The following is a 23,935-nucleotide window of genomic DNA, read 5'->3' on the forward strand; positions in this document are numbered from 1 at the left end:
CCTGGTGGCATGGCTTCACTCGGCACCAGTTTTGGCACGGCAGCGGCTGACTACGAGCGGGGACGGCCCGGGTATCTGCCCGACGCTGTGGCATGGCTTCTCGCGGGCGTCACCGGGGTCGTTGCCGACGTCGGCGCGGGCACGGGCAAGCTGACCGCCGAGATCGTGGCCCAGGGGTTCCAGGTCACGGCTATCGATCCCGACGAGGGCATGCTCGCCGCCTTGGCCGATCACCTCCCGCAGGTGCCGCGCGCTGTCGGTACAGCGGAGTCGCTTCCGCTCGCGGACGGCTCGTGTGGGGCCGTGACCTTGGGGCAGGCGTGGCATTGGGTTGACGTTTCCCGCGCGAGCGCGGAAATCGCGCGCGTGCTCGTGCCCGGGGGAGTGCTTGGCCTCATCTGGAACGTGCGCGACGAGTCCGTGCCATGGGTGGCTGCGCTCGGCGCGGCCATGGGAGCCTCGGCGGCGGAGTCGCTGATCTCGTCCGATGACGTCGACGTCGCGGCCCCTTTTGGTGAGGTCGAGGAGCGCATCTGGCACTGGCAGAAGTCCATGTCGCGCAACGACATCCGCGCCATGGTGCGTTCACGTAGCTACTACATCGCGGGTGATGAGGGTTTCAAGCGGCGCGTCGATGGTGACGTGGACACCGTGCTCGGGACGCTCGCCGACGGACCAATCCAGATGCCCTACGCAACGCACGCGTACAGGGCGCTGCGCCCATAGAACTACCGTCCGTAGCGTCGGGCCGGTAGAATGGACTGCTGGCAACCGCCGCCAACCCCCTGAAAAACGAAACGAGTCCTCGCATGCCCTTGCGCTCAGACCTGCGCAATGTCGCAATCGTCGCCCACGTTGACCACGGAAAGACCACGCTTGTGGACGCCATGCTGTGGCAGGGCGGCGCCTTCGGCGAGCACGCCCACGTGAACGAACGTGCCATGGACTCCGGCGACCTTGAGCGCGAAAAGGGCATCACGATTCTCGCCAAGAACACCGCTATCCGGTACACCGGCAAGGCGGCGGCCGACGGCGGGGTCACCATCAACGTCATCGACACCCCTGGTCACGCCGACTTTGGCGGCGAGGTGGAGCGCGGCCTGTCCATGGTGGACGGCGTAGTGCTGCTCGTCGATGCGTCCGAGGGACCGCTGCCGCAGACGCGCTTTGTGCTGCGCAAGGCGCTCGCCGCGCACCTGCCCGTCATCATCGTGGTGAACAAGGTGGACCGCCCCGACAGCCGCATCGCCGAGGTTGTTGAAGAGACCCACGACCTTCTGCTTGGCCTCGCGAGCGACCTCCACGACGAGGTTCCTGACCTCGACGTCGACGCGCTGCTTGAGGTCCCCGTCATCTACGCGTCCGCGAAGGCGGGCATCGCCTCGCTCAAAGAGCCCGCGGACGGCACACTTCCCGACGGTGAGAACCTCGAGCCCCTGTTCGAGACGATCATGGAGCGCATCCCCGCCCCGTCGTATGAGGAGGGCCACCCGCTGCAGGCGCACGTGACCAACCTCGACGCCTCCCCGTTCCTTGGCCGCCTTGCGCTGCTGCGCGTCTATAACGGCGAGATCCGCAAGGGCCAGCAGGTGGCGTGGGTGCGCGCGGATGGCACCACCAAGCAGGTGAAGATCACCGAACTGCTCGAGACCAAGGGTCTGGAGCGCGTCCCCGCTGAGTCCGCGGGCCCGGGTGACATCGTTGCCGTCGCCGGCATCGAGGACATCACCATCGGCGAGACGCTCACCGATCTCGACGACCCCCGCCCGCTCCCGCTCATCACGGTGGATGACCCTGCTATCTCGGTCACGATCGGCATCAACACGTCCCCGCTCGCCGGCCGCGTGAAGGGTGCCAAGGTCACCGCGCGCCAGGTGAAGGACCGCCTCGACCGCGAGCTCATCGGTAACGTCTCGCTGCGCGTGCTGCCCACGGAGCGCCCCGACTCGTGGGAGGTGCAGGGCCGCGGCGAGCTCGCGCTCGCGATCCTCGTGGAGCAGATGCGTCGCGAGGGCTTCGAACTCACCGTTGGCAAGCCGCAGGTGGTCACCAAGACCGTCGACGGCAAGGTTCATGAGCCCATGGAGCACATGACGATCGACGTTCCAGAGGAGCACCTCGGCGCCGTCACGCAGCTCCTCGCGGGCCGCCGCGGCCGCATGGAGTCGATGTCCAACCACGGCACCGGCTGGGTGCGCATGGAGTTCATCGTCCCTGCTCGTGGCCTCATCGGCTTCCGCTCCACCTTCCTCACGGATACCCGCGGAACGGGCATCGCGAGCTCCATCGCGCACGGCTACGAGCCGTGGGCGGGCGCGATCGAGTACCGCAGCTCCGGTTCGCTCGTCGCCGACCGTCAGGGTGTGGTCACGAGCAACGCGCTCACCGAGCTCGTGCAGCGCGGAACCTTCTTCGTGAGCCCCGCAGACGATGTCTACGAGGGCATGGTCATCGGCGAAAACAACCGTGGCGAAGACATGGACCTGAACATCACCAAGGAGAAGAAGCTCAACAACATTCGCTCGTCCACGAGCGAAGAGCTGGAGCGCATGGCGCCTCCGCGCAAGCTGACGCTTGAGGAGTCGCTCGAGTTCGCCAACGACGACGAGTGCGTCGAGGTGACCCCGGAAAAGGTGCGTATCCGCAAGGTGATCCTCAACCAGACGGACCGCGCGCGCGCCGCAAGCCGCGCCAAGCGCCAGGACGCGGCCGCCAAGTAGCGCCAACCAAGCCGCCCGGCGCGCACGTCGCCTGGCGGGTTGGGGCAAGCGCCTCGCCTATTCTTGACCGCATGCGCCGCGCCATCGAGATAGTCGTTTCGGCCATCCTTGGCGCCGTGGTTGCGGTGGTTGGTGCGATCGCGCACCGGAGCATTCCACCGCTCGGCGTGATCCTCAGCATCGCCTTGGTTCTTGCCGCCATGATCTTCGTTCGCACGTGGGGCGGGTGGATTGGGGTGCTCGCGTTCGCCGTGCCCTTTGTGATCCTCACCATCGTGTTCAGCAGGCCCGGCCCAGGTGGGTCGTTGCTCGTCGCGGGTGACGGGCTTGGCTACAGCTGGCTGTGGGGAGGCTCGGCTGCTGTGATCGTGGCGTGCCTGCTTCCGCCGCGACTTCTTGGGGCGTCCAAAGCGCCCGCGCTAACGCCGGCCGCCGGCGAGGGGGAGGCGACGAGTGTCCAAGGCCCGTGACTCGCAGCGCGCGCAGTTTGAGCGTGAGGTAGCCGCCCGGCGCAACTCGCCAGCCCACCGTGGGTTGCGCAAGCGCGCCCAGTCGCGTTCGGCGTTAGGCGATATGCCCGACGCTGTGGTCGCCGAGGCCGTCGAGGCGCCTGTGGAGGTGCTTGAGGAGGCGGTCGTCACCGCTGAGGTGCCGCAGCCTGAGCCTGAGCCTGAGCCTGAGCCAGAGCCAGAGCCAGAGCCGGCTCCGGTCCCTGTCCGCACCTCTCTGGTCACGCCAGTTGTAGCCCCCGATCCAGAGCCCGTGCTCGCGGAGCCCGCAGACGCGCCCACCGAGGTGCTCGAGCCGGTGGCGGTCTCTCCCTACGCGGTTGAGGCGCCAGCGGCCGCTCCGCTCACGGAGCCCACGCCAACAGAGGCCTTCGCGGCGGTGGTTGCCGGTCCGGTTGAGAAGAAGAAGCGACGGGGTTGGGTCACTGCCCTCGTCATCTTGCTTCTCATCGCGGTCGCCTACCTGGTGGCGGCGTTCCTGCTGCGTGACACGGTTCCTACGGGGACCACCATCGAGGGCGTGCCGGCAGGGGACACGGTTGGTGAGGCGAGGAAGACCGCCACGGAACTCGCGGCCGTCGCGAACAGCACCCCGGTGACCCTCACGGCAGGTGACAACAGCACCGAACTTGAGCCAGCGTCGGCCGGTTTGAGCGTAGACGTGGACGCCACGGTGGCGAACGCGGGCGGCTTCACCTTGGATCCCACCGCGTTGTGGAACCGGGTGCGCGGTGAAGGAACCGATCACGACGTTGTGGTGGTGGTTGACGACGCGGCGTTCTCCGCGGCGATCGACGCCGCGGCGGATGCGCTGGATTCCACGGCCGCCGACGCAAGCGTCGCGATCGACGGCACCACAGCGGTGGTCACGGACGGCAGCCAAAGCGTTGCGGTGGACCGCGACGCGGCTCACGACGACGTGCTCGACGCCTGGCCAACCAAGCAGCCCATCGAGGTCACGGCTACGGTCGAGGAGCCCCAAATCACCACGCGTCAGGCGCAGGCGCTTGCTGCCGGCCTCAATGCGCACGTGTTCGCAGGGCCAACGTCGCTCACGGGAGACAACGGCAACGTGGTCATCCCCGCAGCTAGGGTGGCGGGCAACTCGACGGTAGGTGCCGTGGACGGTGCGCTGCAATGGCAGGTTGACGGCGCGGCGCTTTCCGAGTGGATGCTCGGAAAGTACCCCAAGCTTGAGAACGATCCGGTGGACGCGTCGTACACGTTCACCTCGGCGCACAAGCTCAAAGTCACCGAGGGCGAGCCGGGCCGCGTGCTTGACGTCGAAAGCGTTGGCGATGCGGTGGTTGCGGCGGGGAAGTCCACGTCACGGTCCGCCCCCATCCCGTACATCGAGACGCCGCCGGATGTCACCGCAGAAGAGCTTCCCACGCAAGACTTCACGGACAGGGTGTCGCACTTCCGCACCCCCCTCACGCCCGAGCCGATCCGCACGCGCAACCTGGCGCGTGCCGCGGAGTTGGTTACGGGCACCATCGTGAAGCCGGGGGAGCGCTTCAATCTGACGGACACGATTGGCCCCATCACTAAGCAGAACGGCTACTACGACGCGCACGTCATCGTGAACGGCGTGCTCACCACCGGCATCGGCGGCGGTCTGTCGCAGATGGCCACCACCACCTTCAACGCGGGCTACTTCGCGGGCTATGACGACATCGAGCACCGCCCCCACTCAGTATGGTTCCCGCGCTATCCCGCGGGGCGCGAGAGCACGGTGGTGAACGGTTCCATCAACGTCGTCTTCGAAAACACCACCCCGTACGCGATGATCATGAACTCGTACGTCTCTGGCGGGTACCTTAACGTCGACATCTGGTCAACGCCGTACTACACCGTGAAGACCAAGGCATCGGACAAAACCAACATCCGCCAGCCGGGCGTCACCGAGTCCAGCGCAGAAAACTGCGAGGCGAAGGGCAAGGGGGAGCCGGGCTTCACCATCACCAATACGCGCTGGGTGTACTTGGGAGACGAACTCAAGGAGAAGCGCTCGTGGACGTGGACGTACCGGCCCGACAACGCCATTAAGTGCGTTGGCTGACCTTCGATATGATGGCGGTGGCCGTTGGCTCAAGGCCAACCCCAATTCGAGGAGACCGTAAGTGACGTACGTCATCGCCCTGCCCTGTGTGGACGTCAAGGACAAGGCATGCATCGACGAGTGTCCCGTGGACTGCATCTACGAGGGCGAGCGTTCGTTGTACATCCACCCAGACGAGTGTGTGGACTGTGGCGCGTGCGAGCCCGTGTGCCCCGTCGAGGCGATCTACTACGAGGACGACGTCCCCGACAAGTGGGCCGAGTTTTACACCGCGAACGTCGAGTTCTTCTCCGAGATCGGTTCGCCTGGCGGTGCCGCCAAGATGGGTCTCATCGAGCACGATCACGACATCATCAAGGCGCTTCCACTCCAGAGCCACGAGTAGGCCATGGGCCTCAAGCCCGCCGCTCTCCCGGACTTTCCCTGGGACTCGCTGACCCCGTATCGCGCGCGAGCCACGCAGCACCCAGATGGCCTCGTGGACCTCTCCGTTGGCACCCCTGTAGACCCCACGCCTGTGGTGGTCCAGGAGGCCTTACGTGCCGCTGCGAATTCGCCTGGCTATCCCACGACGCACGGCACGGCCGCGCTCAGGGAGGCCGTGGTCGCCTGGTTTGCCCGACGCCGTGGCGTGGAGGGCCTTGATCCTTCAGCAGTCTTGCCGACGGTGGGGTCCAAGGAGCTCGTCGCGCTCGCTCCCGCTTTGCTTGGTTTTGGCGCGGGCGACGTCATCGTTCACCCGACCGTTGCGTACCCCACCTACGACGTGGGGGCGCGGCTCGCGGGAGCCACACCTTTGCCGTCGGACGTCCCCGCGGAATGGGTGGACGTTGCCGGCGTGAAACTCGTGTGGGTCAACTCGCCGTCCAATCCCACGGGTGCCGTGGCGAGCCGCGAACAACTCGCTGCGATGGTGGACGCGGCGCGCTCAATCGGCGCCGTGGTGTTCTCCGACGAGTGCTACGCGGAACTCACCTGGGACGGCTCCGGAACGGCGCCGTCCATCCTGGACCCTGAAGTGTGTGGCGGCTCTACCGACGGGGTCGTGGCGGTCTACTCGCTGTCCAAGCAGTCCAACCTTGCGGGCTATCGCGCGGCCTTCGCCGCGGGCGACGCGGGGGTGATCTCGCGACTCCTCGAGGTGCGCAAGCATGCGGGTTTCATTGTCCCGGGCCCCGTCCAAGCGGCGATGGCTGCAGCGCTCGGTGATGACGCGCACGTGGCGACCCAGCGCGAACTGTACGCACGCAGGCGGGCGACCCTAGCGTCGGGCCTGGAAAAGGTGGGCTTTCGCATCGACCACTCGAGTGCGGGCCTGTATCTGTGGTCTACTCGCGGTGAGGACTGTTGGGACACCATCGCGTGGCTCGCGGAGCTGGGTATCGTGGCCGCGCCCGGCGCTTTCTATGGGGACGCGGGCGCCAAGCACGTGCGAATCGCACTTACCGCTACCGACGAGCGGGTGCTGGCCGCGTCTTTGCGGCTCACCAACGCCAGGTAAACTAACCACAAATTCAGCGTCAGGTAGGCCGGGAGGTTGCATGGGCACCGTGGTTGATGCTCGACTCACCGTCGACGGCAGCACAAAGGAACTCGGGCTTGAGCGCGCCACCGTTGGCAACGACGGCATCGCAATCACCACGCTGCTTCGCGACACCGGTCTGGTGACCGTTGACCCGGGCTTCATGAACACGTCATCGTGCGAGAGTTCGATCACCTACATCGATGGCGACGCGGGCATCCTGCGCTATCGCGGGTACCCCATCGAGCAGCTCGCGGAGCACTCCACCTTCCTCGAGGTCGCGTACCTGCTGATTCACGGCGAACTGCCAACCGTTGACCAGCTGCAGGCGTTCAACAACCGCGTTGCGCGGCACATGCACGTGCACTCGGGAATCAAGGCCTTCCTTGAGGCGTTCCCACGCGACGCCCACCCCATGGCGATCCTCTCGGGAGCCATCAGCGCGCTGTCCACGTTCTACCCGGAATCCGTTGGGCAAGACGAGCACGCCATCGAGCTCGCCACCGTGCTGCTGCTCGCGAAGACCGCAACGGTCATCGCTTACCTGCAGCGCCGCCAGACGGGCCGCGACCTCATCGAGCCCATCGCGGGCGGCCACTACGTCACCGAGTTCTTGCGCATTGGCTTCTCTAACGACGCGGGCGCGCTCGATGTTGACCCCGTGGTGCGCCGCGCGCTCGACCTCCTGCTGATCCTCCACGCGGACCACGAGCAGAACTGCTCCACCTCCACCGTGCGCATCGTCGGTTCTTCGCACGCGAACATCTACGCATCTGTAGCCGCAGGCGTCGGCGCCCTTTCTGGGCCCCTGCACGGCGGCGCCAACGAGGCGGCGCTGCGCATGTTCGACGAGATCAAGGCGTCCGGCGACACCGTTGAGCAGTTCGTTGCCAAGGTCAAGGACAAGGCGGAGGGTGCCCGCCTGATGGGCTTTGGCCACCGCGTCTACAAGTCCTACGACCCCCGCGGTGCCGTGGTGAAGAAGGTCGCGGACCAGGTGCTCGATCACCTCGGCGCGGACGGTGAGACGTTCGAGATGGCCAAGCGGCTCGAGGCGATCGCCCTCAGTGACGAGTACTTCATCGAGCGCAAGCTCTACCCCAACGTGGACTTCTACACGGGCCTGCTGTACTCGGCGATGGGCTTCCCCACGTCGATGTTCACCCCGCTGTTCGCACTAGGGCGCATGCCAGGGTGGATCGCGCATTACCGCGAGATGCTGCGCGACCCCCGCACCAAGATCGGCCGCCCGCGTCAGATCTACGTGGGTGAAGTGGAGCGCGACTACGTGGCGCTCGCCGACCGCGACGAATGACCCCCGTCACCCTGCGGCACCCGCGCGCTACGAGGCAGTCGCTGCTCATGGGAGCGTTGGCGCTCATCACGAGCTTCCTGGCGCTCCTAGGGCTCGTCAGTTATGACGGCGCGCTCAAGCTGTTCGCGTTGGTGCTCGCCATTCCCGCGCTGTTCTTTGGTTACATGAGCATTCGCACTGCGACCCTGCGCGTGCGCCTCGACGCCGACGGAGTGTGGGAGCCCAACCCGTTCCGCCTCACGTACGTCACCCCGTGGAGCGACATTCGCCAGGTGCGCAAGTCGCTATCGCAAGGCCGCGTGCGCTTCGTTGGGGTGCAGATGGTCTACCGCGACGGGGTTGAGCGCGACATCGTCGCGCTCAAGATGCAGTCGGGCGCGGCCGGGTCCGAGGACACGGTAGACGGCTGGGTGGAGGCCATTCGCGCCGCCAAAGTGGAAGCAACGCGCTAACCCAGCCACGCCGTCGGGCCTGCTAATCCGTGGGAACGGACGTCACAACGCCAATCAGCACGCCATCGAACTCATCGATGCCGGTATTGGGGCTCACGCCCTGCTCGCGCAACCACTGGGTGTCTCCAAGGCGCACGGACGCGATGGACTGCTCGGCAGCCACGGCGACCCCCCAGTTCGCCAACCCGTCGAGTTCCTTAGGCTCGCCAGAGGTGGCCTGAATACCCAGCAGCGTTGCCTTGTCATTCTTCGCGAGCACGGCAACCGTGTACGCGTCGTCGCCAAAGTCCTTCGAGATGCGCTCCGCAAGCGCCGCGGCGGTGTTCGGTTCGGTGACGGCCGCGAGGTCGCAATCCACCGCCGCAAACGGGGTGTCGCCGCGAATGGCCTCCGCCCACGCGGCGCCCTCGTCCGCGTGGTCCTGGTACGCCTCGGGGAAGCCACTGCGCTGCACGGCCTGCGCGGCATCGGTGACGCGCATGTCCTCCCAGCCGTCGGTCTTCTTGAGGCGCCAGTAGAACGCGAGCGACGCGTAGTGGGGGTCCGTGACCTCCTCGATCGTTCCCCAGCCCTGCGAGGGGCGCTGCTGAAACAGCCCAAGGGAGTCGCGGTCTCCGTAGTCGAGGTTGCGCAGGCCCGATTCCTGAATGGCCGTTGCCACTCCGATCGTGGAGGCGTAGGTGCTGAGCCCGCGCCGGTGCCCAACGGCCGCCACGAGCGCCGCGTTGTTCGCGGCCTCAGAGGTGCGCGCGTACGTCTCGCCTTCAGCGTCTGTCACGAAGCACAGGTCGTCATGCGTGACGGGCTCGTTGGTGGAGACGAAGTAGGCGGTGGCGATCACGGCGCCAAGCGCAGCGCCGCCAAAGACGACCCCGGCCCAGAACCCTCCCGAGCGGGACATCAGTTCGCGTGCAGCGCCGCGTTGAGTTCTACGCCAACACCCTGACGCTGCACGGCCTCGAGCGCGCCGGACTGCGAATTGCGACGGAAGAGGATGCCGTCAAGGCCCGCGAGCTCGCGCGCCTTGACGATGCGCGGCGTGCCGTCGTCATTGCTCTGACCGACGAGCAGCACCTTGGCTCCAGCCGTGACGTACAGGCCGGCCTCCACGACGCAATCGTTGCCAAGCGGAATGCCGAGGCCGGAGTTCGCACCTAGCAGCGAGCGCTCGCCGATCGAGATGACCTCTTTGCCACCGCCGCTGAGCGTGCCCATGATGGAGGCGCCGCCGCCAACATCCGACCCGTCGCCAACGACAACGCCGGCGCTGATGCGTCCCTCGACCATGCTCACGCCGAGCGTGCCCGCGTTGTAATTCACAAAGCCCTCGTGCATGACCGTCGTCCCAGGCGCGAGGTGGGCGCCCAACCGCACGCGGTCAGCGTCGGCGATGCGCACACCGCTCGGCACCACGTAGTCCACCATGCGCGGGAACTTGTCCACACCGAACACCGTCACGTGGTGGCCGGCCGCGCGCAGGCGCGCGCGCACCTCTTCGAAGCCTTCCACTGCGCACGGCCCGGCGGAGGTCCACACCACGTTTGCCAGGGCAGCGAAGATGCCGTCGAGATTGACCGTGCGCGGCGCGGCCAGGCGATGGCTCAGCAGGTGCAGCCGCAAGTAGGCGTCCGACGCCGTGGCGGGGGCCTCGTCAAGGTCCACCTGGGTGAAGACCACCTCCACGCGCACTCGCCGGAGTTCGTCGACGTGCGCGTGCAGGGCGTCGGGTGCGGCGTGACCGGGCTCCGGCTCGCCAAGCGCGGGGGACGGGTACCAGGTGTCGAGCACGGTGCCGTCTGCGGCAATCGTGGCAAGGCCGTAGCCAAAGGCGGAGCGGGTCATGGCGTCCATGGTACGGGGCGGGTGCCGCTGGCTGGATAGGCTGGCCACCATGCAGCTGGACCCGTTCGCCCCGGTAGCAGAGCTCACGCGCCAGCTCATCGACATCCCCTCTGTGAGCGGTGATGAGATGGCAATCGCCGACGCCGTGGAGGCCGCCCTCTCGGCGTCCCCGCATCTCGAGGTGCTACGCGACGGCAACGCTGTGGTGGCTCGCACATCACTTGGCCGCGCGCGCCGCGTCATAATCGCCGGTCACCTCGACACCGTGCCCATCAAGGACAACGTGCCGTCGACGCTCAGCGACGATGGCACCGAGATCGTTGGTCGCGGTTCTGTGGACATGAAGGCTGGCGTCGCCGTGGCGTTGTCGCTCGCGGTCGAACTCACAGATCCCGTGCACGACGTCACTTGGGTTTTCTACGACCTCGAAGAGGTGGAGGCCACACGCAACGGCCTCGGACGAGTCTCGCGCAATCACCCCGAGTGGCTCGAGGGTCACTTCGCAATCCTTGGCGAGCCGACGTCTGGCGTCATCGAAGGCGGATGCAACGGCACCCTGCGCGCCGACGTGCGCATCGGGGGCGTCGCGGCGCATTCGGCGCGATCGTGGAAGGGCGTCAACGCCATTCATGGCGCCGCACCGCTGCTCGCGACGCTCGCGACGTACACGGCAGAGACGCTCACGGTCGACGGCCTGGACTACCGAGAGGGGCTCAACGCCGTTGGCATCCGCGGCGGGATCGCCGGCAACGTGGTGCCCGACGAATGCGTCGTGACCGTCAACTACCGCTTCGCGCCAGCGTGGTCCATTGAGGAGGCCCAAGACCGCCTCAAGCACATCGTGGCCGGCGCCGGCCTTGCCGACTGGGACCTCACCTTCACCGACCTGTCGCCCGGCGCCCGCCCTGGCCTCGACGACGCGCTCGCTGCCGACTTTGTACGCGCGGTCACCACAGCGTCGGGCAGCGAACCGCGCGCAAAGCTGGGCTGGACGGACGTCGCTCGCTTTGGAGAACTGGGGATACCGGCCGTCAACTTTGGCCCCGGCGACCCCGAGCGCGCGCATGCCGATGACGAGCGCTGCCCCATCAGCGATATCGAGACGTGCCGGGCCGCGCTCGCGGCGTGGCTTACCTAAGGAGCTGTGATGCCCGCTTACCGCAAGGGCCCCGTGATCCTGCGAGGCAAGAACGTTCCCAAGCAGTCCACCACAGGCGCACTGCTGAAGGACCAGCAGAATGCCGACTGGCTGCACGACGACCCCTGGCGCGTGTTGCGCATCCAGTCCGAGTTCGTTGAAGGCTTTGGCGCGCTCGCGGAACTGGGGCCGGCGATCTCCGTGTTCGGCTCCGCGCGCACCAACCGCGGAACCAAGGAATACGAGGCTGGGCGCGAGATAGGGCGGCTCCTCGCCGAGGCGGGCTTCGCGACCATCACGGGCGGTGGGCCAGGCGTCATGGAGGCGGCCAACAGGGGTGCCTCAGACGCAGGCGGAGTCTCCGTTGGTCTCGGCATCGAGTTGCCGCACGAGCAGGGCGTCAACAAGTTCGTGAACCTCGGCATCAACTTCCGGTACTTCTTTGCGCGCAAGACGTGCTTTGTGAAGTACTCGCAGGGGTTCATCGTGCTGCCGGGCGGGTTCGGCACGTTTGACGAGCTCTTCGAAGCGCTGACCCTTGTGCAGACGCGCACCATCACGCGTTTTCCGATCGTGCTGTTCGGGCATGAGTACTGGGATGGCCTTGTCGAGTGGTTGCGCTCCACGGTGGAACCTCACGGGAAGATTTCGGGCCCAGATCTGGACCTTTTCGCCGTCACCGACGATCCCGTGGAGGCCGTCAAGCTCGCCACGACGCCCGCGGCCACAGAGCCAGAGGGAGAACCCTCCCACGCCCAAAGCTGAAACACCCCTCCACACACGGCGAATGCCTCTCCACACAGAATCGGTGCCCGGGGGGACAGTCTGTGCGTGAGGGTGGGTGAAGGTGCGGAAGCGGACGCCCGTTTGTGTGGAGAGGCATTCGCCGTGTGTGGAGAGGCGTTCGGGGGGAGGGTCGACGCCGCGGCCGGCTGCGTGCCCCGTGTCGGTTTGCTCACTACAGACGGTGTGGCTGGGCAAGGGGATTTTTGGGGCCGCGCTACCGGCGGTAGAATGATGGTCACTGCGCGCGAACAGCGTGCCTACCCGCGAGGAGATCACAATGGCTGCGATGAAGCCCCGCACCGGAGACGGCCCCATGGAGGTCGTGAAGGAGGGCCGCAGTTACGTGATGCGCGTGCCGCTTGAGGGCGGAGGCCGCCTCGTTGTGGAGATCACTGCCGACGAGGTTAAGGAACTCGGCGACGCCCTGCACGGTGCGCTGAACCCGCCCGCCTAAGGACGGCCCGCCTCGGAATCGCTCCGCTACGCGGTTCTGAGCGCCACCAAGAGCCCATCTCCCGCGTTAAGCAGCACCGGCTCCAGGTTCTCATTCTCTTTCACGGCCTTGAGGGTGGAGCGCACCGCGGTGGTGTCCGGATCCCGCTGAGCCGGATCCGCAACGCGAGAGTGCCACAGCGAGTTGTCGATAGCGATGAGCCCGCCAACGCGCACCAAGCGCAGTGCTTGCTCCAAGTACTGCGGGTACTCCTTCTTGCGCGCATCGATGAGTACCAAGTCATAGGCGCCGTCCGCGAGGCGCGGCAATACGTCAAGGGCGCGTCCGGTGATCATTCGCGCCTGCTCGGCGGCGAACCCCGCCGCGGCGAGAGTGGCCTTGGCTGCCTTCTGGTTCTCAGGTTCCACGTCGATCGTGGTGACCACAGCGTCGGCGGTCATGCCGCGAAGCAAATAGATCAGGGACACCCCAGCTCCCGTGCCAATCTCGACGGCCGTGCGCGCCCCAAGCGCGGCGGCGAAGAGTTGCAGCGCACGGCCCGCCCCTGGCAGAACCGGCACGCACCCCAGCTGGTCTGCGGCGTCACGTGCGGCCAACAGCACCTTGTCCTCAGGGACGAAATCCTCTGCGTAAGCCCAGTTAGCAGCATCGGCGCTCATAGCGGCCTCCTTCATGAGCATGGTATCGGTCACACTCGGGCGAGGGGGGTGCCGCTCCGCAGCAAAACATGGGAACATGGATGAACACCCATCCGTTCTCACGCCGTGGAGGAGGCAGCATGACGACGTCCGTCGCGAATGATTCTGCGACCGCCGCGACTGAGGCGACTCTCCCTACGGATCTGACGTGGGAGAACATCGTTGAGCAGCACTCGGCTCGCGTCTACCGTCTGGCGTATCACCTGACGGGCAACCAGCATGACGCCGAGGATCTCACCCAGGATGTCTTCATCCGGGTCTTCAACTCGCTCAGCCAGTACAAGCCTGGAACTTTCGAAGGCTGGCTCCACCGCATCACCACGAACCTCTTCTTGGACCGCATGCGCCGTAAGAAGCGCATCAGGTTCGACTTCATGGCGGACGACGACGCGGCTGTGCCCACGTCGGACAGCTTTGATCGTCACGAGCGTTCGGGTCAGCCGGAGGACGCCTTCGACATGTCGCACCTTGGTGACGACATCGTCCAGGCTCTCGCCGAGCTTCCCCCGGAGTACCGCGCAGCCGTTGTGCTGAGCGACATCGAGGGTCTCTCGTACGAGGAGATCGCCGCCACTCTTGGTATCAAGATGGGCACCGTTCGTTCCCGCCTTTCCCGCGCCCGTGCAAAGCTGCGTGAGTCTTTGGCTCACCGCGCGCCGGTGCGGGAGGACGTGTGACGGACAAGCACCTCGGCGATCGCATTCACGACCTCCTCGACGGTCGGCTCAGCCCTCAGGACACGTCCGTAGCGATGTCGCACCTCGCCGCGTGCGATGAGTGCAACGAGCGCTGGCAAGAGCTGCGCACCGCGCGCGAAGCCCTCAACTCTTCCTCCGCGGGCATCGACATGCGCTTTGCGCAGATGCTCCTGGACAAGGACCGCATGGCGCAGATCGCCAAAGGCGAGTCCAAGCACGTAGCGCGAGCGGCCAAGGGCCGCGACAAGCGCCCAGCAACGATTGCCGCCTCGGCGGCGGTCATCCTCGGATTTACGGTGGTCGCGGCGTATCTGGCGGGGGCGCCAGACACCGTTGACGCCAACCTTGTGGCGATGGCCGATTCCGGCGATCGCAGCACAGCGGTCTTGGACGTCCAGGGTATGGACAACGAAGACCTCACCAATTGGGTCCAACCGGACTGGCAGGCCAGTGGACTCATTCCCGTCGATGCGAAGGTGGTGCGTCATGGCGACGCGGAGATCCTCGTCGCATCGCTGCTCGTTGGACTCGATCCCGTCGTGATCGTCGAGCAGCGGGGACGTCTTTCGGATGCCGTGGTGGACCAAGCTCCCCGCGTCTCTCTCGACGACTTCGACATTTACGTGGTGAGCACCGCCCCTGTGCAGGTGCTGTGGCAGTCGGGATCGGTGGTGATTGGGGCCACGTGCACGTGCGCGCTCGACACTCTCGCGATCGCTGCCGCCGCGTTTCCTGAGGCCGGCGAACCCGGCGTCATGGATCAAATTGGCACCGGTTTTGGCGTCTTTGGTGATGCCCTCACCGGTCATTGAGCCCCAAGTAAAGGATTCTCATGTCTGACAACCCGTTCGCCTCGCCGGAGGACCTCTCCGCGCAGGGCGCCGGCACTCCTGCCGTGCCGCAGTCACCGAATACGGTGATCACCCAGGAACTTCCTGACACCGGCATTGCCACCCCCGTAACGCCCACCCAGGCACGGCCCGACGCTGTGGTTGCCTTCCCCATCGCGGAGCCTCTGGCTCCGGCGGCCACCCCGCCTGCGCGTGCCCGGCTAGGCGCTGGTGCGGTTGCCGCAATCGCGGGTGGTGCGCTGATTCTTGGTGCGCTTGGCGGCTTTGGCGCCGCCTTCGCGTACGACCAGGTCACGGAGGACTCCGCGCAGACGTCAGGCACGTCCGTGCTGCCGGCAGCAGACTCGAGCGGTTCGCGCCAACTTGAGGACGGCTCTGTGGCGCAGGTTGCCGCGGCCGTGCTGCCCTCCGTCGTGTCGATCGAGGCGTCATCCGCGGATGGACGCGCGTCAACGGGATCCGGATTCGTGGTGCGTGAGGACGGCTACATCGTCACCAACAACCACGTGGTTGAGGGTGCGGATGGCTCCATCAAGGTGCTGTTCGAGGACGGCACCATCGTGGACGCCTCCGTGGTGGGCACCACCGCGGACTACGACCTCGCGGTGCTGAAGATTGACAAGACCGGCCTCACCCCGCTCACCCTCGCCGACTCGGACCAGGTTGTGGTTGGCGATCCCGTGATCGCGATCGGTTCGCCCCTTGGCCTCGACTCCACCGTGACCACGGGCATCGTCTCGTCGCTGCACCGTCCGGTGACCACGTCGTCCGAATCTGGAGACAGCTCCTCCTTCATGGACGCAATTCAGACGGACGCCGCCATCAACCCTGGTAACTCCGGTGGTCCCCTTATCGACTCTGCTGGTCAGGTAATCGGCATCAACTCCGCGATCGCGTCCACCGCCACGAGCGGCACCCAGGCGGGTTCCGTTGGCCTTGGCTTCGCCATTCCCTCCAACCAGGTGCGCCGCACCGTTGAGGAGCTCATCGCGACCGGTACCGCGACGTACCCCGTGATCGGCGTGATGGTTGACGGGACCAACCAGGATGAGGGTGTCCTCGTGGCCACCGAGGTTGACGGCCAGCCAGGTGTTGTCCCCGGTGGACCTGCCGATGAGGCTGGAATCAAGGGCGGAGACATCATCACGGCCATCGACGGGCGGGCCATTACCCGCTCCGACGACCTCGTGGTGGCGATCCGCGCCAAGGCCCCCGGCGACACCGTGACCCTTACCGTCAAGCGAGACGGCAAGGAGCAAGACATCACAGTCACGCTCGCGTCCAACACCGACGTCAGCTTTGGCGACGAGGACTCCGAGCAGCAGCCAGCCCCCAACGACGACGACAGCAACTAACGGCGCCGTCGCGAAATGACGGCACAATAGAGCCATGTTTGGCATCAACCCAGGGGAGTTTGCGCTCCTCGCGCTCGTGGCGGTAATCGTCATCGGTCCCGAGCGTCTGCCTGCCTACTCGCGGCAACTCCGCGAGTGGGTGGTCAGGGGTCGCCAGATCTGGGCTCAGGGGAAGCAGCAGATTCAGGCGGAGGTCGGAGACGACATCGACTGGAAGTCGCTTGACCCCCGTCAGTACGACCCTCGCCGCATCGTTCGCGAGGCGCTCTACGAGCCGCTCCCGGCGCCGGGCTCCGCAGCACCTGCGAGCCCGGCGCAGGCGGGTGAGCCAGCCCGCGCCCCGTTCGACGACGACGCAACGTAGCCGCTAAGCCAGTCAGACCGTCGGCCCCCTGCGTTGACAAACAAGGGTGTGAGTGACGAGTGTGACGCATGTGACAGGCCTGCGGCCGTCACCGCGTCACTTCAGTCACTCCCGTCACACGCACCCTTGTTTGTCTCCCGCGTTGGGCATCCCCGGCGACCTGGAAGAATGGCCAGCATGACTCAGCGCGTCTTCTCGGCCATGCAGCCGACCAGTGACTCTCTTCAGCTTGGCAACTACCTTGGCGCGCTGCTGCAGTGGGTGGAGTTGCAAGACGGGCGAGAGGCGATCTACTCGGTGGTGGACCTGCACTCGCTGACGCTTGCTCCAGATCCGGCGGTGCTCACGCGCCGTACTCGCGTCACGGCAGCGCAGTTCCTGGCCGCCGGTGTTGATCCCGAGCGCTCGGTGCTGTTCGTGCAGTCCCATGTGCATGAGCACGCTGAACTTGCATGGATCCTCTCGACGTTCACGGGCATGGGTGAGGCCGGCCGTATGACCCAGTTCAAGGACAAGTCCGCGCAAGTGGGAGAGTCCGGAACAAACGTTGGCCTGTTCACGTACCCCGTGCTCATGGCCGCCGACATCCTGTTGTACGACACCAACCTGGTGCCCGTTGGCGAGGACCAGCGCCAGCACCTTGAGTTGTCGAGGGACCTCGCGCAGCGCCTCAACGCGCGCCTTGGCGAGGGCACGGTGGTGGTCCCCGAGCCGTACATCACCAAGGACACGGGCAAGATCTACGACCTCCAGGAGCCCACCAAGAAGATGTCCAAGTCGTTCTCGAGCCCGCGCGGCATCATCGAGATCCTCGAGGACCCCAAGGTGGTGGCGAAGAACATCAAGTCGGCTGCGACGGACTCAGACGCGGTGATCGCGTTCGATCCCGAGAACAAGGCGGGCGTCTCGAACCTGCTGACGATCTACTCCGCTCTCACGGGGCGCGCGATCCCCGACATCGTCGCCGAGTACGAAGGAAAGATGTACGGCCACCTCAAGGGCGACCTCGCGGAGCTTGTGGTTGAGGCGCTTACGCCGGTGCGCGAGCGCACCCTCGACTGGGTGGAGTCGCCAGACCGGCTCGACGCCGTGCTCGCCGAGGGCGCTGCCAAAGCCTCCGCCATTGCCAAGGTGACGCTTGGCCGGATCTACGACAGCGTCGGGCTGCTGCCCAAGCGAGGGTAAGCGCATGGGGGAGCGCACGGAGAAAGCGAAGGCCGCGGCGAGCGGACGGTTCGCGTACTTCAAGGCGCTCGCCGAGTGGGTTCAGGACCGGCCCGTTGGCGTTGCGGGAACGCGTTACGTGCGCCAGAACGGCAATGTACTTGCCGGCGGTATCGCGTACTACTCGCTCGCGTCGATTGCCGCTGCGGTGGTGCTTGGCGTGACGATTGCGAGCCTCGCGATCTTCAACTCGCCCGACTTCCGCGAGAAGGTGCTCGACTACGTGGGGCAGTCGATTCCGGGACTCTTCCCCGACGGTGACCAGCCGGGGCTCATCGATCCCGACTCGATCGAGGCCTCGAGCATCAGCGGCATCGTGGGTGTGATCGCGTTCTTCATCCTGGTCTACACAGCGACGCGATATATGCGTGGCCTGCGCGCTGGCGTGCGCACCATGCTCGGCGACGCGGCCGGAAAGAAGATCCCTGGGACGCTGCGCGACATCATCGTGTTGTTTGCTCTCGTCGTCATCGCGGTCATCGGTACGGCGCTGCAGATTATCGCGGTGAACTTCGCGTCGTTTGTCTCCGGTCTGTTCGGTGACGACGTGGTGAGCACGTGGGTCGTGAGCCTCGCCGCGTTCGTCGTCGGTTTCCTCATGGACTGCGTCTTCGTCGCGCTCGTGCTGCTGGTGCTTGGAAGGGCGCAGAGTTCTCGGCGGGTCATGGTGCCCACGATCCTCATGGCTGGCTTCGCCTTCGCCGTGCTGCAGGCGGCCTCCGGACTGCTGGTGGAATCCGCGTCGAACAACTCGGTGCTCGCTCCCTTCGCGGCGATCATCGCCCTCATGCTTTTTGTGGACCTCACGGCGCGCACGCTGCTGATCGCTGCGGCGTGGATTGGCGCGGTGGCCGAGCACGACGCGCGACTGGCTGCCGGCGAGGTGCTTCCGCCGCGGCCCACCGCCGAGTCTGTTCGCGAGGCGGAGCCCGTCCGCGACGAGTAGGTGGCACCCGCGAGTTCCCTCTCGCGCGCAGGTTTAAGGCGCGCGCAACCGCGAGTTCACTTGAAGTTTCCCTGGGATCGGCAGAGTCGGTGACGCCGACATCAACCCCATGACCCAAGGGACACAACGTGGTTTCCAAGCGCCTTGCTTTGCCCGCCTTTGTCGCCGCCGCAGCTGTCGTAGCCAGCGGCCTTACAGGGGTGGCGTTGGTGCCACCGGCCGACGCTGCGGTTGACTCGTCCTCCACGCCGGCTTTGGTGAAGATCACCGAGTTCACGTACAAGTACACGGCGGGCACGGAGAACGAGTTCGTCGAGCTCACCAACGTGGGCGCGGGCACCCTCAACCTCACCGGCTGGGTCTTGACCGATAACCACCGCGCGCTCACCGGGGACTCGTCGGTGTCGCTGTCTGCGGTCACGTCCATCGCGGCTGGCGAGTCCATCGTTGTGTCGTCGCAGGCACCCGCCGACTTCCGCACGTTGTGGGGGCTGCCGGAGAGCGTCCAGGTGGTCCAAGAGCAGAACGGCATTGGCTTCGGCAGCGCGGACTCGATCGCGCTGTACGACGCGCAGGGCAACCTTGCGGACCTTGTCGACTACACGGGCGTGAGCGCCAACAAGAGCTACTACGCACCCAAGGCGTGGCTGGGAGCCAACTCCTTCAGCCACTGGGTGCAGTACCAGGCGTCGGACGTACCGGCCTCGGCCACCTCTCCGGCCGGGTTTGCCGCAGTGATCGGAACGCCAGGCACCACGGCAACTAACCAGTACTCGTACTCTCTCGCCGGCACCGGTGCGTCGACATGCCAACCCGAGGCAGCGTCGGGCACAGGGACGGCGACCACCCCCGGAACCTCCGCATGGCCGGGAAGCGCAACCGTGACGCCCGCGGATGCCGCGTGCTCGTGGCTCGCGACGAACGGCCCTGAAGGGCGCGACATCTCCGCGCTGGTGTTCGACAACCAGACGGCCGACGGCTCGGTGCTGTACTCGGTGAAGAACAAGTCCAAGCTGTTCCGGATGACCAAGACCGATGGCATCTGGCACAGCGACGGCGAGAGCGCGGACAACTGGGCCGATGGCAAGGAAATCCGCTTTGGAGCAGGGGTGACGTCCAACAGTGTCACGGTGACTCAGCCCGACACAGAAGGCCTCACGCAGGGTCCAGACGGCACGCTCTACGTCACCACCGAGCGTGCGAACGACGCCAACAAGTACAGCCTCAACTCCGTGCTCGCGTTCGATCCCACGGACGACTCGAGCACGCTGACCCCCACGCGCATGTGGGACCTGCGCGCGGATTTCGCCTCGCTGTTCACCGCATCCGCGGAGGGCACGGGCGGCAACAAGGACGACGCCAACCTTGGCTTCGAAGGCATCACCTACGTGCCCGACACCTACCTGCTGGCCAACAGCTTCTACGACCAGAAGAAGGCCAAGCGCTACAACCCTGCCGATTACCCGCTGCACGGCGAGGGACTGTTCTTCCTCGGCCTCGAGAAGAACGGTCACATCTACGCGTACGCGCTCAACTCGGACGGCACGTTCTCTCGCGTGGCCGACATCGCGGGCAACACCCCCAACGTGCACGACCTTCAGTTTGACCCGGTCAAGCGCGGCATCTGGGCGCTGTGCGACAACACGTGCAACGTGACGCAAACCTTCTACACGGTCAACGGCTCCACCACCGCAGGGCTGACGGCCGCGGCCGCCTACAACCGCCCCGCGGGCCTGCCGAACGTCAACATCGAGGGCTTCGCGATCTCGGCCGTGGCGGGCTCTGGCGCCACCCGTGAGGTGGTGTGGGCGGACGACGGCATCTTCCCGTTCGGCCACGCGCTGTACTCGGGATCGATCGACAACACCATTGACCTCAACCTGGTGAACCTCAACGACTTCCACGGCCGTATCGACTCCAACACCGTGGGGTGGGCCGGGTATGTGCAGACGTTGGCGAGCAACGCGCCCGAGGGCCGCTCGCTCATCCTCTCCGCTGGCGACAACATCTCGGCGAGTCTCTACGCATCCGCGAGCCAGCACGACAACCCGTCGATCGACGTCCTCAACCAGGTGGGCGTGGACGCGTCGTCGCTGGGTAACCACGAGCTGGACCAGGGCCTCGGCGACCTCCAGGCAATCGTCAACGGCACCGGAGTTCACGCGGGCCACGCCGCGGAATTCCCGTTCCTCGGCGCCAACGTGGTGCTCGCCGGCACCACGGAACAGCCGGAGGGCGTCGAGGCCTCCGAGCGGTTCGTGATCGACGGCGTCAAGATCTCGGTGATCGGCGCCGTGACGCAAGAGACGCCAGCGCTCGTGAGCCCTGCTGGCGTCGCGGACCTTGAGTTCCTCACGCCATGGGAGGGCATCAACGCGGAGGTGGCACGTCTCAAAGCAGACGACCCCGCGGACGTCTACATCGCGGTCATCCACGAGGGGCCCATCGACGGCTCCGCGACGCTCGAAAGCCAGACCACGGCGTCGCCCGTCTTTGGCCACATCGTCAACGACATTGACCCCGCGGTGTCGGCGCTCATCCTTGGGCACACGCACCAGGTCAACGCGTGGGACGCGCTTAACCCGGGCGCTCCGGCGGGCCAGGCCACCACGCGGCCCGTCATCCAGACGGGCAGCTATGGGGCGAACATCGGCAACATCGTGCTCTCCGTAGACCCCACCACCAAGAAGGTGGTCAGCTACACGCAGAAGAACGTCAACCTGCTCAACAGCACCCCGGCCAAGACGTACACGGTGCCCGACAGCTACTTCACGTCTCGTTACCCAGCGGTGGCGCAGGTGAAGTCCACGGTTGACGCGGCACTGGCTGCGGCTGCGGTGAGCGGCAATGTCATCAGCGGCAAGATCACGCAAACCATCTCCCGCGGCGGCGTCTCCGGCGGCACCTACACGGGCCCCGGCGACACGTACACGGGTGGCGCCGGCGATGACCGCTCCACGGAATCGGCAACCGGCACGCTCATCGCTGACGCGCTGCGCGACAAAGTCACCGACTACCTGCGGGAGAGCGACGCCACCGCCAAGGCGGACATCGGCATCGTCAACCCCGGCGGTATCCGTGCGGCGCTCGCGTTCGCGAAGGACACGAACAACGCCAACGAAACCGCGGACGGCATGGTCAGCGTCGCGGAGCTCAACGCGGTGCTGCCGTTCGTCAACAACCTCTACACGTCCACGGTGACGGGCGAGGTGCTCAAGAAGATCCTCGAGCAGCAGTGGCAGCGCACCACCGACGACCAGTCCCAGTGGTCCAACTCCGCAACGATCCCCAGCCGCTCGTACCTGCAACTGGGGCTCTCGGACAACGCCAGCTACACCTTTGACCCTTCGCGCCCAGAGGGCGACCGCATCACCGGAATCTGGATCGACGGCGACCTCGTCACCGACGACCAGACCATCACGGTGGCCACGTTCTCCTTCCTCGCGGCGGGAGGCGACAACTTCCGCGCCTTCAAGCAGGGCACGTCCGCGGACACGGGACTCGTCGACTACCAGGCGTGGATCCAGTACTTCGAGGACCACTCAGGGGACAACGGCGGTGCCGGAGTTGCTCCGGACTTCTCCCGCCGCTCCGTCGGCATCACGGGACTCGATTCCACCTACGGGAGTGGCGACGCCGTGAACTTCACGCTCGGCGCGCCGATCTCGGCCACCGCGGGCGAGGGCAAGGGAACGCTCGACATGCACGCCACCGGCGCACCCAAGGCGACCACCGTCTCGGTGAGCTTTGTTCCCGAGTCCGGCCCCGCCGTCGGGCTGGGAACGGCCGCCGTCGATGCCAACGGAACCGCGGCCGTGAGCTTCACGGCGCCTACCCTCGCGACCGCCGCCACGGGCGTGCTCGAACTGACGGTCGCTCCCACCAACACGGTGGTGCGCGTGCCCGTCACGTTCGGTCCGGGCGAGCTCACCACGGCCGTTCCCGCGATCGCGGGTACGGCCAAGGTGGGCAGCACGCTCACCGCGTCCTCCGATGACTGGGGCCCTGCGCCTGTGGACGTTGTGTACGAGTGGTACGCGGGCGGCACCAAGGTAGGCACAGGGCCGACGCTCGAACTCACCGCGGCCCTCGTGGGCGAGGAGGTCATCGTCAAGGCCACCGGCACCAAGACGGGTTTCGCCACGGCGAGCACCACCTCCGCTGCCATCACCGTCCAGGGCGGCACCATCACCACGGCCACGCCCACTATTGCGGGCACGGCGAAGGTGGGGTCCACGCTCACCGCGAAGGCGGGCATGTGGCAGCCGAGCGGCGTGCGCTTCGCGTACCAGTGGTTCGCGAACGGCGTGGCGATCGCCGGGGCTACGGGCTCCACGTTCGTGCCCACCTCCGCGCAGTACGGCAAGCAGGTCACCGTGGAGGTGACGGGCTTCAAGGCGGGCTACGTGGCGCTGGCGAAGACGTCCTCGTCCGTGAAGATCGCGGCAGGCACCATCACGCCTGCTACTCCGCGGATTTCCGGAACCGCGCGGGTTGGCTCCACGCTCAAGGTTTCTGTGGGCTCGTGGAAGCCCAGTGGGATCACGTACAAGTACCAGTGGTACGTGAGCGGCAAGCCAGTTCCCGGGGCCACCAAGTCCACGTACAAGATCACCTCGGGTGCTCGCGGCAAGACCATCACGGTCAAGGTGACGGGCTCCAAGGCGGGCTACACCACGGTCGCCAAGAGCTCGGCGGCCACGTCCAAGGTGAGGTAAGCGCGCACGGTCACCTCAGCGTCGGGCAACTTGCTACTGCCCGACGCTGTGGTTGCGTTTGCCGGGGCCCTATCCCGGGCGGGTGTCGACCACGGGTGCGGACTCCGGTCCGTGCAGCGGAAACTGACGGATCGCGCGCGCGATCGACCGTTGCGATCCGCGATCTCACGGAATTTGACGGATCCAGCCCAACGACGTCCGTCGTGCCGTGCGTAGTCGCGGTGTCGAGACCCTGCGACTGGGCGCAGGGTGACTGGGCGCGCACGGTGACAGAGCGCGCG

At 66.3% G+C, this 23,935-nt stretch carries 21 protein-coding genes; 18 read left to right on the forward strand and 3 right to left on the reverse strand.

Going from position 1 to position 23,935, the window contains the following annotated elements:
- Positions 1 to 9: 9 nt before the first annotated feature.
- The 8 genes from QM618_RS04515 (at position 10) to QM618_RS04550 (ending at position 8,580) form a co-directional block, all read left to right on the forward strand.
- Positions 10 to 726 (forward strand): class I SAM-dependent methyltransferase, encoded by a 717-nt coding sequence (locus QM618_RS04515; protein ID WP_428095266.1) that lies wholly within the window; start codon positions 10 to 12, stop codon positions 724 to 726.
- Positions 727 to 809: 83 nt separating this feature from the next.
- Entirely contained in the window at positions 810 to 2,720 is a 1,911-nt protein-coding gene (typA, locus tag QM618_RS04520; protein ID WP_428095267.1) for a translational GTPase TypA, read from the forward strand.
- A 71-nt stretch (positions 2,721 to 2,791) separates the two neighbouring features.
- Entirely contained in the window at positions 2,792 to 3,190 is a 399-nt protein-coding gene (locus QM618_RS04525; protein WP_428095268.1) for a hypothetical protein, read from the forward strand.
- A complete protein-coding gene (locus QM618_RS04530) occupies positions 3,174 to 5,291 on the forward strand; it encodes a VanW family protein (RefSeq protein WP_428095269.1) in 2,118 nt (705 codons plus the stop codon). The genes QM618_RS04525 and QM618_RS04530 overlap by 17 nt, the downstream gene beginning before the upstream one ends.
- 61 nt (positions 5,292 to 5,352) lie before the next feature.
- Positions 5,353 to 5,676 (forward strand): ferredoxin, encoded by a 324-nt coding sequence (gene fdxA / locus QM618_RS04535; RefSeq protein ID WP_428095270.1) that lies wholly within the window; start codon positions 5,353 to 5,355, stop codon positions 5,674 to 5,676.
- A 3-nt stretch (positions 5,677 to 5,679) separates the two neighbouring features.
- Positions 5,680 to 6,792, forward strand: coding sequence for a succinyldiaminopimelate transaminase (gene dapC, locus QM618_RS04540; RefSeq protein WP_428095271.1), 1,113 nt, complete (start codon positions 5,680 to 5,682; stop codon positions 6,790 to 6,792).
- A 40-nt stretch (positions 6,793 to 6,832) separates the two neighbouring features.
- Positions 6,833 to 8,128: a citrate synthase gene (locus QM618_RS04545; RefSeq protein WP_428095272.1), complete on the forward strand. Its 1,296-nt coding sequence runs from the start codon at positions 6,833 to 6,835 to the stop codon at positions 8,126 to 8,128.
- Positions 8,125 to 8,580: a hypothetical protein gene (locus QM618_RS04550; protein ID WP_428095273.1), complete on the forward strand. Its 456-nt coding sequence runs from the start codon at positions 8,125 to 8,127 to the stop codon at positions 8,578 to 8,580. Before QM618_RS04545 ends, QM618_RS04550 begins: the two co-directional genes overlap by 4 nt.
- 22 nt (positions 8,581 to 8,602) lie before the next feature.
- On the opposite strand, the gene QM618_RS04555 is transcribed toward QM618_RS04550, so the two are convergent.
- The gene (locus tag QM618_RS04555) at positions 8,603 to 9,481 is read right to left on the reverse strand and encodes a hypothetical protein (protein ID WP_428095274.1); all 879 of its coding nucleotides are present in this window, start codon (positions 9,479 to 9,481) and stop codon (positions 8,603 to 8,605) included.
- Positions 9,481 to 10,422, reverse strand: a complete 942-nt coding sequence (dapD, locus tag QM618_RS04560; protein WP_428095275.1) for a 2,3,4,5-tetrahydropyridine-2,6-dicarboxylate N-succinyltransferase — start codon at positions 10,420 to 10,422, stop codon at positions 9,481 to 9,483. Before dapD ends, QM618_RS04555 begins: the two co-directional genes overlap by 1 nt.
- Before the next feature lie 49 nt (positions 10,423 to 10,471).
- On the opposite strand from dapD, the gene dapE reads away from it, so the two are divergent.
- From dapE to QM618_RS04575, 3 genes are all read left to right on the forward strand, one after another.
- On the forward strand, positions 10,472 to 11,560 hold the full coding sequence (gene dapE, locus QM618_RS04565; RefSeq protein ID WP_428095276.1) for a succinyl-diaminopimelate desuccinylase: 1,089 nt from the start codon (positions 10,472 to 10,474) through the stop codon (positions 11,558 to 11,560).
- 9 nt (positions 11,561 to 11,569) lie between these two features.
- The gene (locus tag QM618_RS04570) at positions 11,570 to 12,325 is read left to right on the forward strand and encodes a TIGR00730 family Rossman fold protein (protein ID WP_428095277.1); all 756 of its coding nucleotides are present in this window, start codon (positions 11,570 to 11,572) and stop codon (positions 12,323 to 12,325) included.
- Between the two features lie 298 nt (positions 12,326 to 12,623).
- Positions 12,624 to 12,800, forward strand: a complete 177-nt coding sequence (locus QM618_RS04575; RefSeq protein WP_428095278.1) for a DUF3117 domain-containing protein — start codon at positions 12,624 to 12,626, stop codon at positions 12,798 to 12,800.
- 26 nt (positions 12,801 to 12,826) lie between these two features.
- On the opposite strand, the gene QM618_RS04580 is transcribed toward QM618_RS04575, so the two are convergent.
- Positions 12,827 to 13,459 carry an O-methyltransferase gene (locus tag QM618_RS04580; protein WP_428095279.1) on the reverse strand — a complete coding sequence of 211 codons (633 nt, stop codon included), beginning with the start codon at positions 13,457 to 13,459 and terminating at the stop codon, positions 12,827 to 12,829.
- Between the two features lie 119 nt (positions 13,460 to 13,578).
- Between QM618_RS04580 and sigE the strand changes: the two genes are divergently transcribed.
- From sigE to QM618_RS04615, 7 genes are all read left to right on the forward strand, one after another.
- Positions 13,579 to 14,175 (forward strand): RNA polymerase sigma factor SigE, encoded by a 597-nt coding sequence (gene sigE / locus QM618_RS04585; protein ID WP_428095280.1) that lies wholly within the window; start codon positions 13,579 to 13,581, stop codon positions 14,173 to 14,175.
- Complete coding sequence (locus QM618_RS04590) at positions 14,172 to 15,008, forward strand: anti-sigma factor family protein (protein WP_428095281.1); 837 nt, start codon at positions 14,172 to 14,174, stop codon at positions 15,006 to 15,008. The genes sigE and QM618_RS04590 overlap by 4 nt, the downstream gene beginning before the upstream one ends.
- Positions 15,009 to 15,028: 20 nt before the next feature.
- A complete protein-coding gene (locus QM618_RS04595) occupies positions 15,029 to 16,402 on the forward strand; it encodes a S1C family serine protease (protein WP_428095282.1) in 1,374 nt (457 codons plus the stop codon).
- 34 nt (positions 16,403 to 16,436) lie between these two features.
- The gene (locus tag QM618_RS04600; RefSeq protein ID WP_428095283.1) at positions 16,437 to 16,766 is read left to right on the forward strand and encodes a Sec-independent protein translocase TatB; all 330 of its coding nucleotides are present in this window, start codon (positions 16,437 to 16,439) and stop codon (positions 16,764 to 16,766) included.
- Positions 16,767 to 16,934: 168 nt separating this feature from the next.
- The gene (gene trpS / locus QM618_RS04605; RefSeq protein ID WP_428095284.1) at positions 16,935 to 17,951 is read left to right on the forward strand and encodes a tryptophan--tRNA ligase; all 1,017 of its coding nucleotides are present in this window, start codon (positions 16,935 to 16,937) and stop codon (positions 17,949 to 17,951) included.
- 4 nt (positions 17,952 to 17,955) lie between these two features.
- The gene (locus QM618_RS04610) at positions 17,956 to 18,936 is read left to right on the forward strand and encodes a YihY/virulence factor BrkB family protein (protein WP_428095285.1); all 981 of its coding nucleotides are present in this window, start codon (positions 17,956 to 17,958) and stop codon (positions 18,934 to 18,936) included.
- 128 nt (positions 18,937 to 19,064) lie between these two features.
- Entirely contained in the window at positions 19,065 to 23,654 is a 4,590-nt protein-coding gene (locus QM618_RS04615; protein WP_428095286.1) for a 5'-nucleotidase C-terminal domain-containing protein, read from the forward strand.
- The last annotated feature ends 281 nt before the right edge of the window (positions 23,655 to 23,935 follow it).

The sequence above is a fragment of the Demequina sp. genome, from assembly GCF_049841215.1.
Classification (GTDB): domain Bacteria; phylum Actinomycetota; class Actinomycetes; order Actinomycetales; family Demequinaceae; genus Demequina.

Excerpts from the sequence above, each read along its gene's own strand:
- QM618_RS04610 (WP_428095285.1), top strand. The coding sequence starts at position 17,956 with ATGGGGGAGCGCACGGAGAAAGCGAAGGCCGCGGCGAGCGGACGGTTC.
- QM618_RS04515 (WP_428095266.1), top strand. The coding sequence starts at position 10 with ATGGCTTCACTCGGCACCAGTTTTGGCACGGCAGCGGCTGACTACGAG.
- QM618_RS04595 (WP_428095282.1), top strand. The coding sequence starts at position 15,029 with ATGTCTGACAACCCGTTCGCCTCGCCGGAGGACCTCTCCGCGCAGGGC.
- QM618_RS04555 (WP_428095274.1), bottom strand. The coding sequence starts at position 9,481 with ATGTCCCGCTCGGGAGGGTTCTGGGCCGGGGTCGTCTTTGGCGGCGCT.
- QM618_RS04575 (WP_428095278.1), top strand. The coding sequence starts at position 12,624 with ATGGCTGCGATGAAGCCCCGCACCGGAGACGGCCCCATGGAGGTCGTG.
- QM618_RS04580 (WP_428095279.1), bottom strand. The coding sequence starts at position 13,459 with ATGAGCGCCGATGCTGCTAACTGGGCTTACGCAGAGGATTTCGTCCCT.
- typA (WP_428095267.1), top strand. The coding sequence starts at position 810 with ATGCCCTTGCGCTCAGACCTGCGCAATGTCGCAATCGTCGCCCACGTT.
- trpS (WP_428095284.1), top strand. The coding sequence starts at position 16,935 with ATGGCCAGCATGACTCAGCGCGTCTTCTCGGCCATGCAGCCGACCAGT.
- QM618_RS04600 (WP_428095283.1), top strand. The coding sequence starts at position 16,437 with ATGTTTGGCATCAACCCAGGGGAGTTTGCGCTCCTCGCGCTCGTGGCG.
- QM618_RS04545 (WP_428095272.1), top strand. The coding sequence starts at position 6,833 with ATGGGCACCGTGGTTGATGCTCGACTCACCGTCGACGGCAGCACAAAG.
- dapE (WP_428095276.1), top strand. The coding sequence starts at position 10,472 with ATGCAGCTGGACCCGTTCGCCCCGGTAGCAGAGCTCACGCGCCAGCTC.
- QM618_RS04525 (WP_428095268.1), top strand. The coding sequence starts at position 2,792 with ATGCGCCGCGCCATCGAGATAGTCGTTTCGGCCATCCTTGGCGCCGTG.
- QM618_RS04570 (WP_428095277.1), top strand. The coding sequence starts at position 11,570 with ATGCCCGCTTACCGCAAGGGCCCCGTGATCCTGCGAGGCAAGAACGTT.
- dapD (WP_428095275.1), bottom strand. The coding sequence starts at position 10,422 with ATGACCCGCTCCGCCTTTGGCTACGGCCTTGCCACGATTGCCGCAGAC.
- sigE (WP_428095280.1), top strand. The coding sequence starts at position 13,579 with ATGACGACGTCCGTCGCGAATGATTCTGCGACCGCCGCGACTGAGGCG.
- dapC (WP_428095271.1), top strand. The coding sequence starts at position 5,680 with ATGGGCCTCAAGCCCGCCGCTCTCCCGGACTTTCCCTGGGACTCGCTG.
- QM618_RS04550 (WP_428095273.1), top strand. The coding sequence starts at position 8,125 with ATGACCCCCGTCACCCTGCGGCACCCGCGCGCTACGAGGCAGTCGCTG.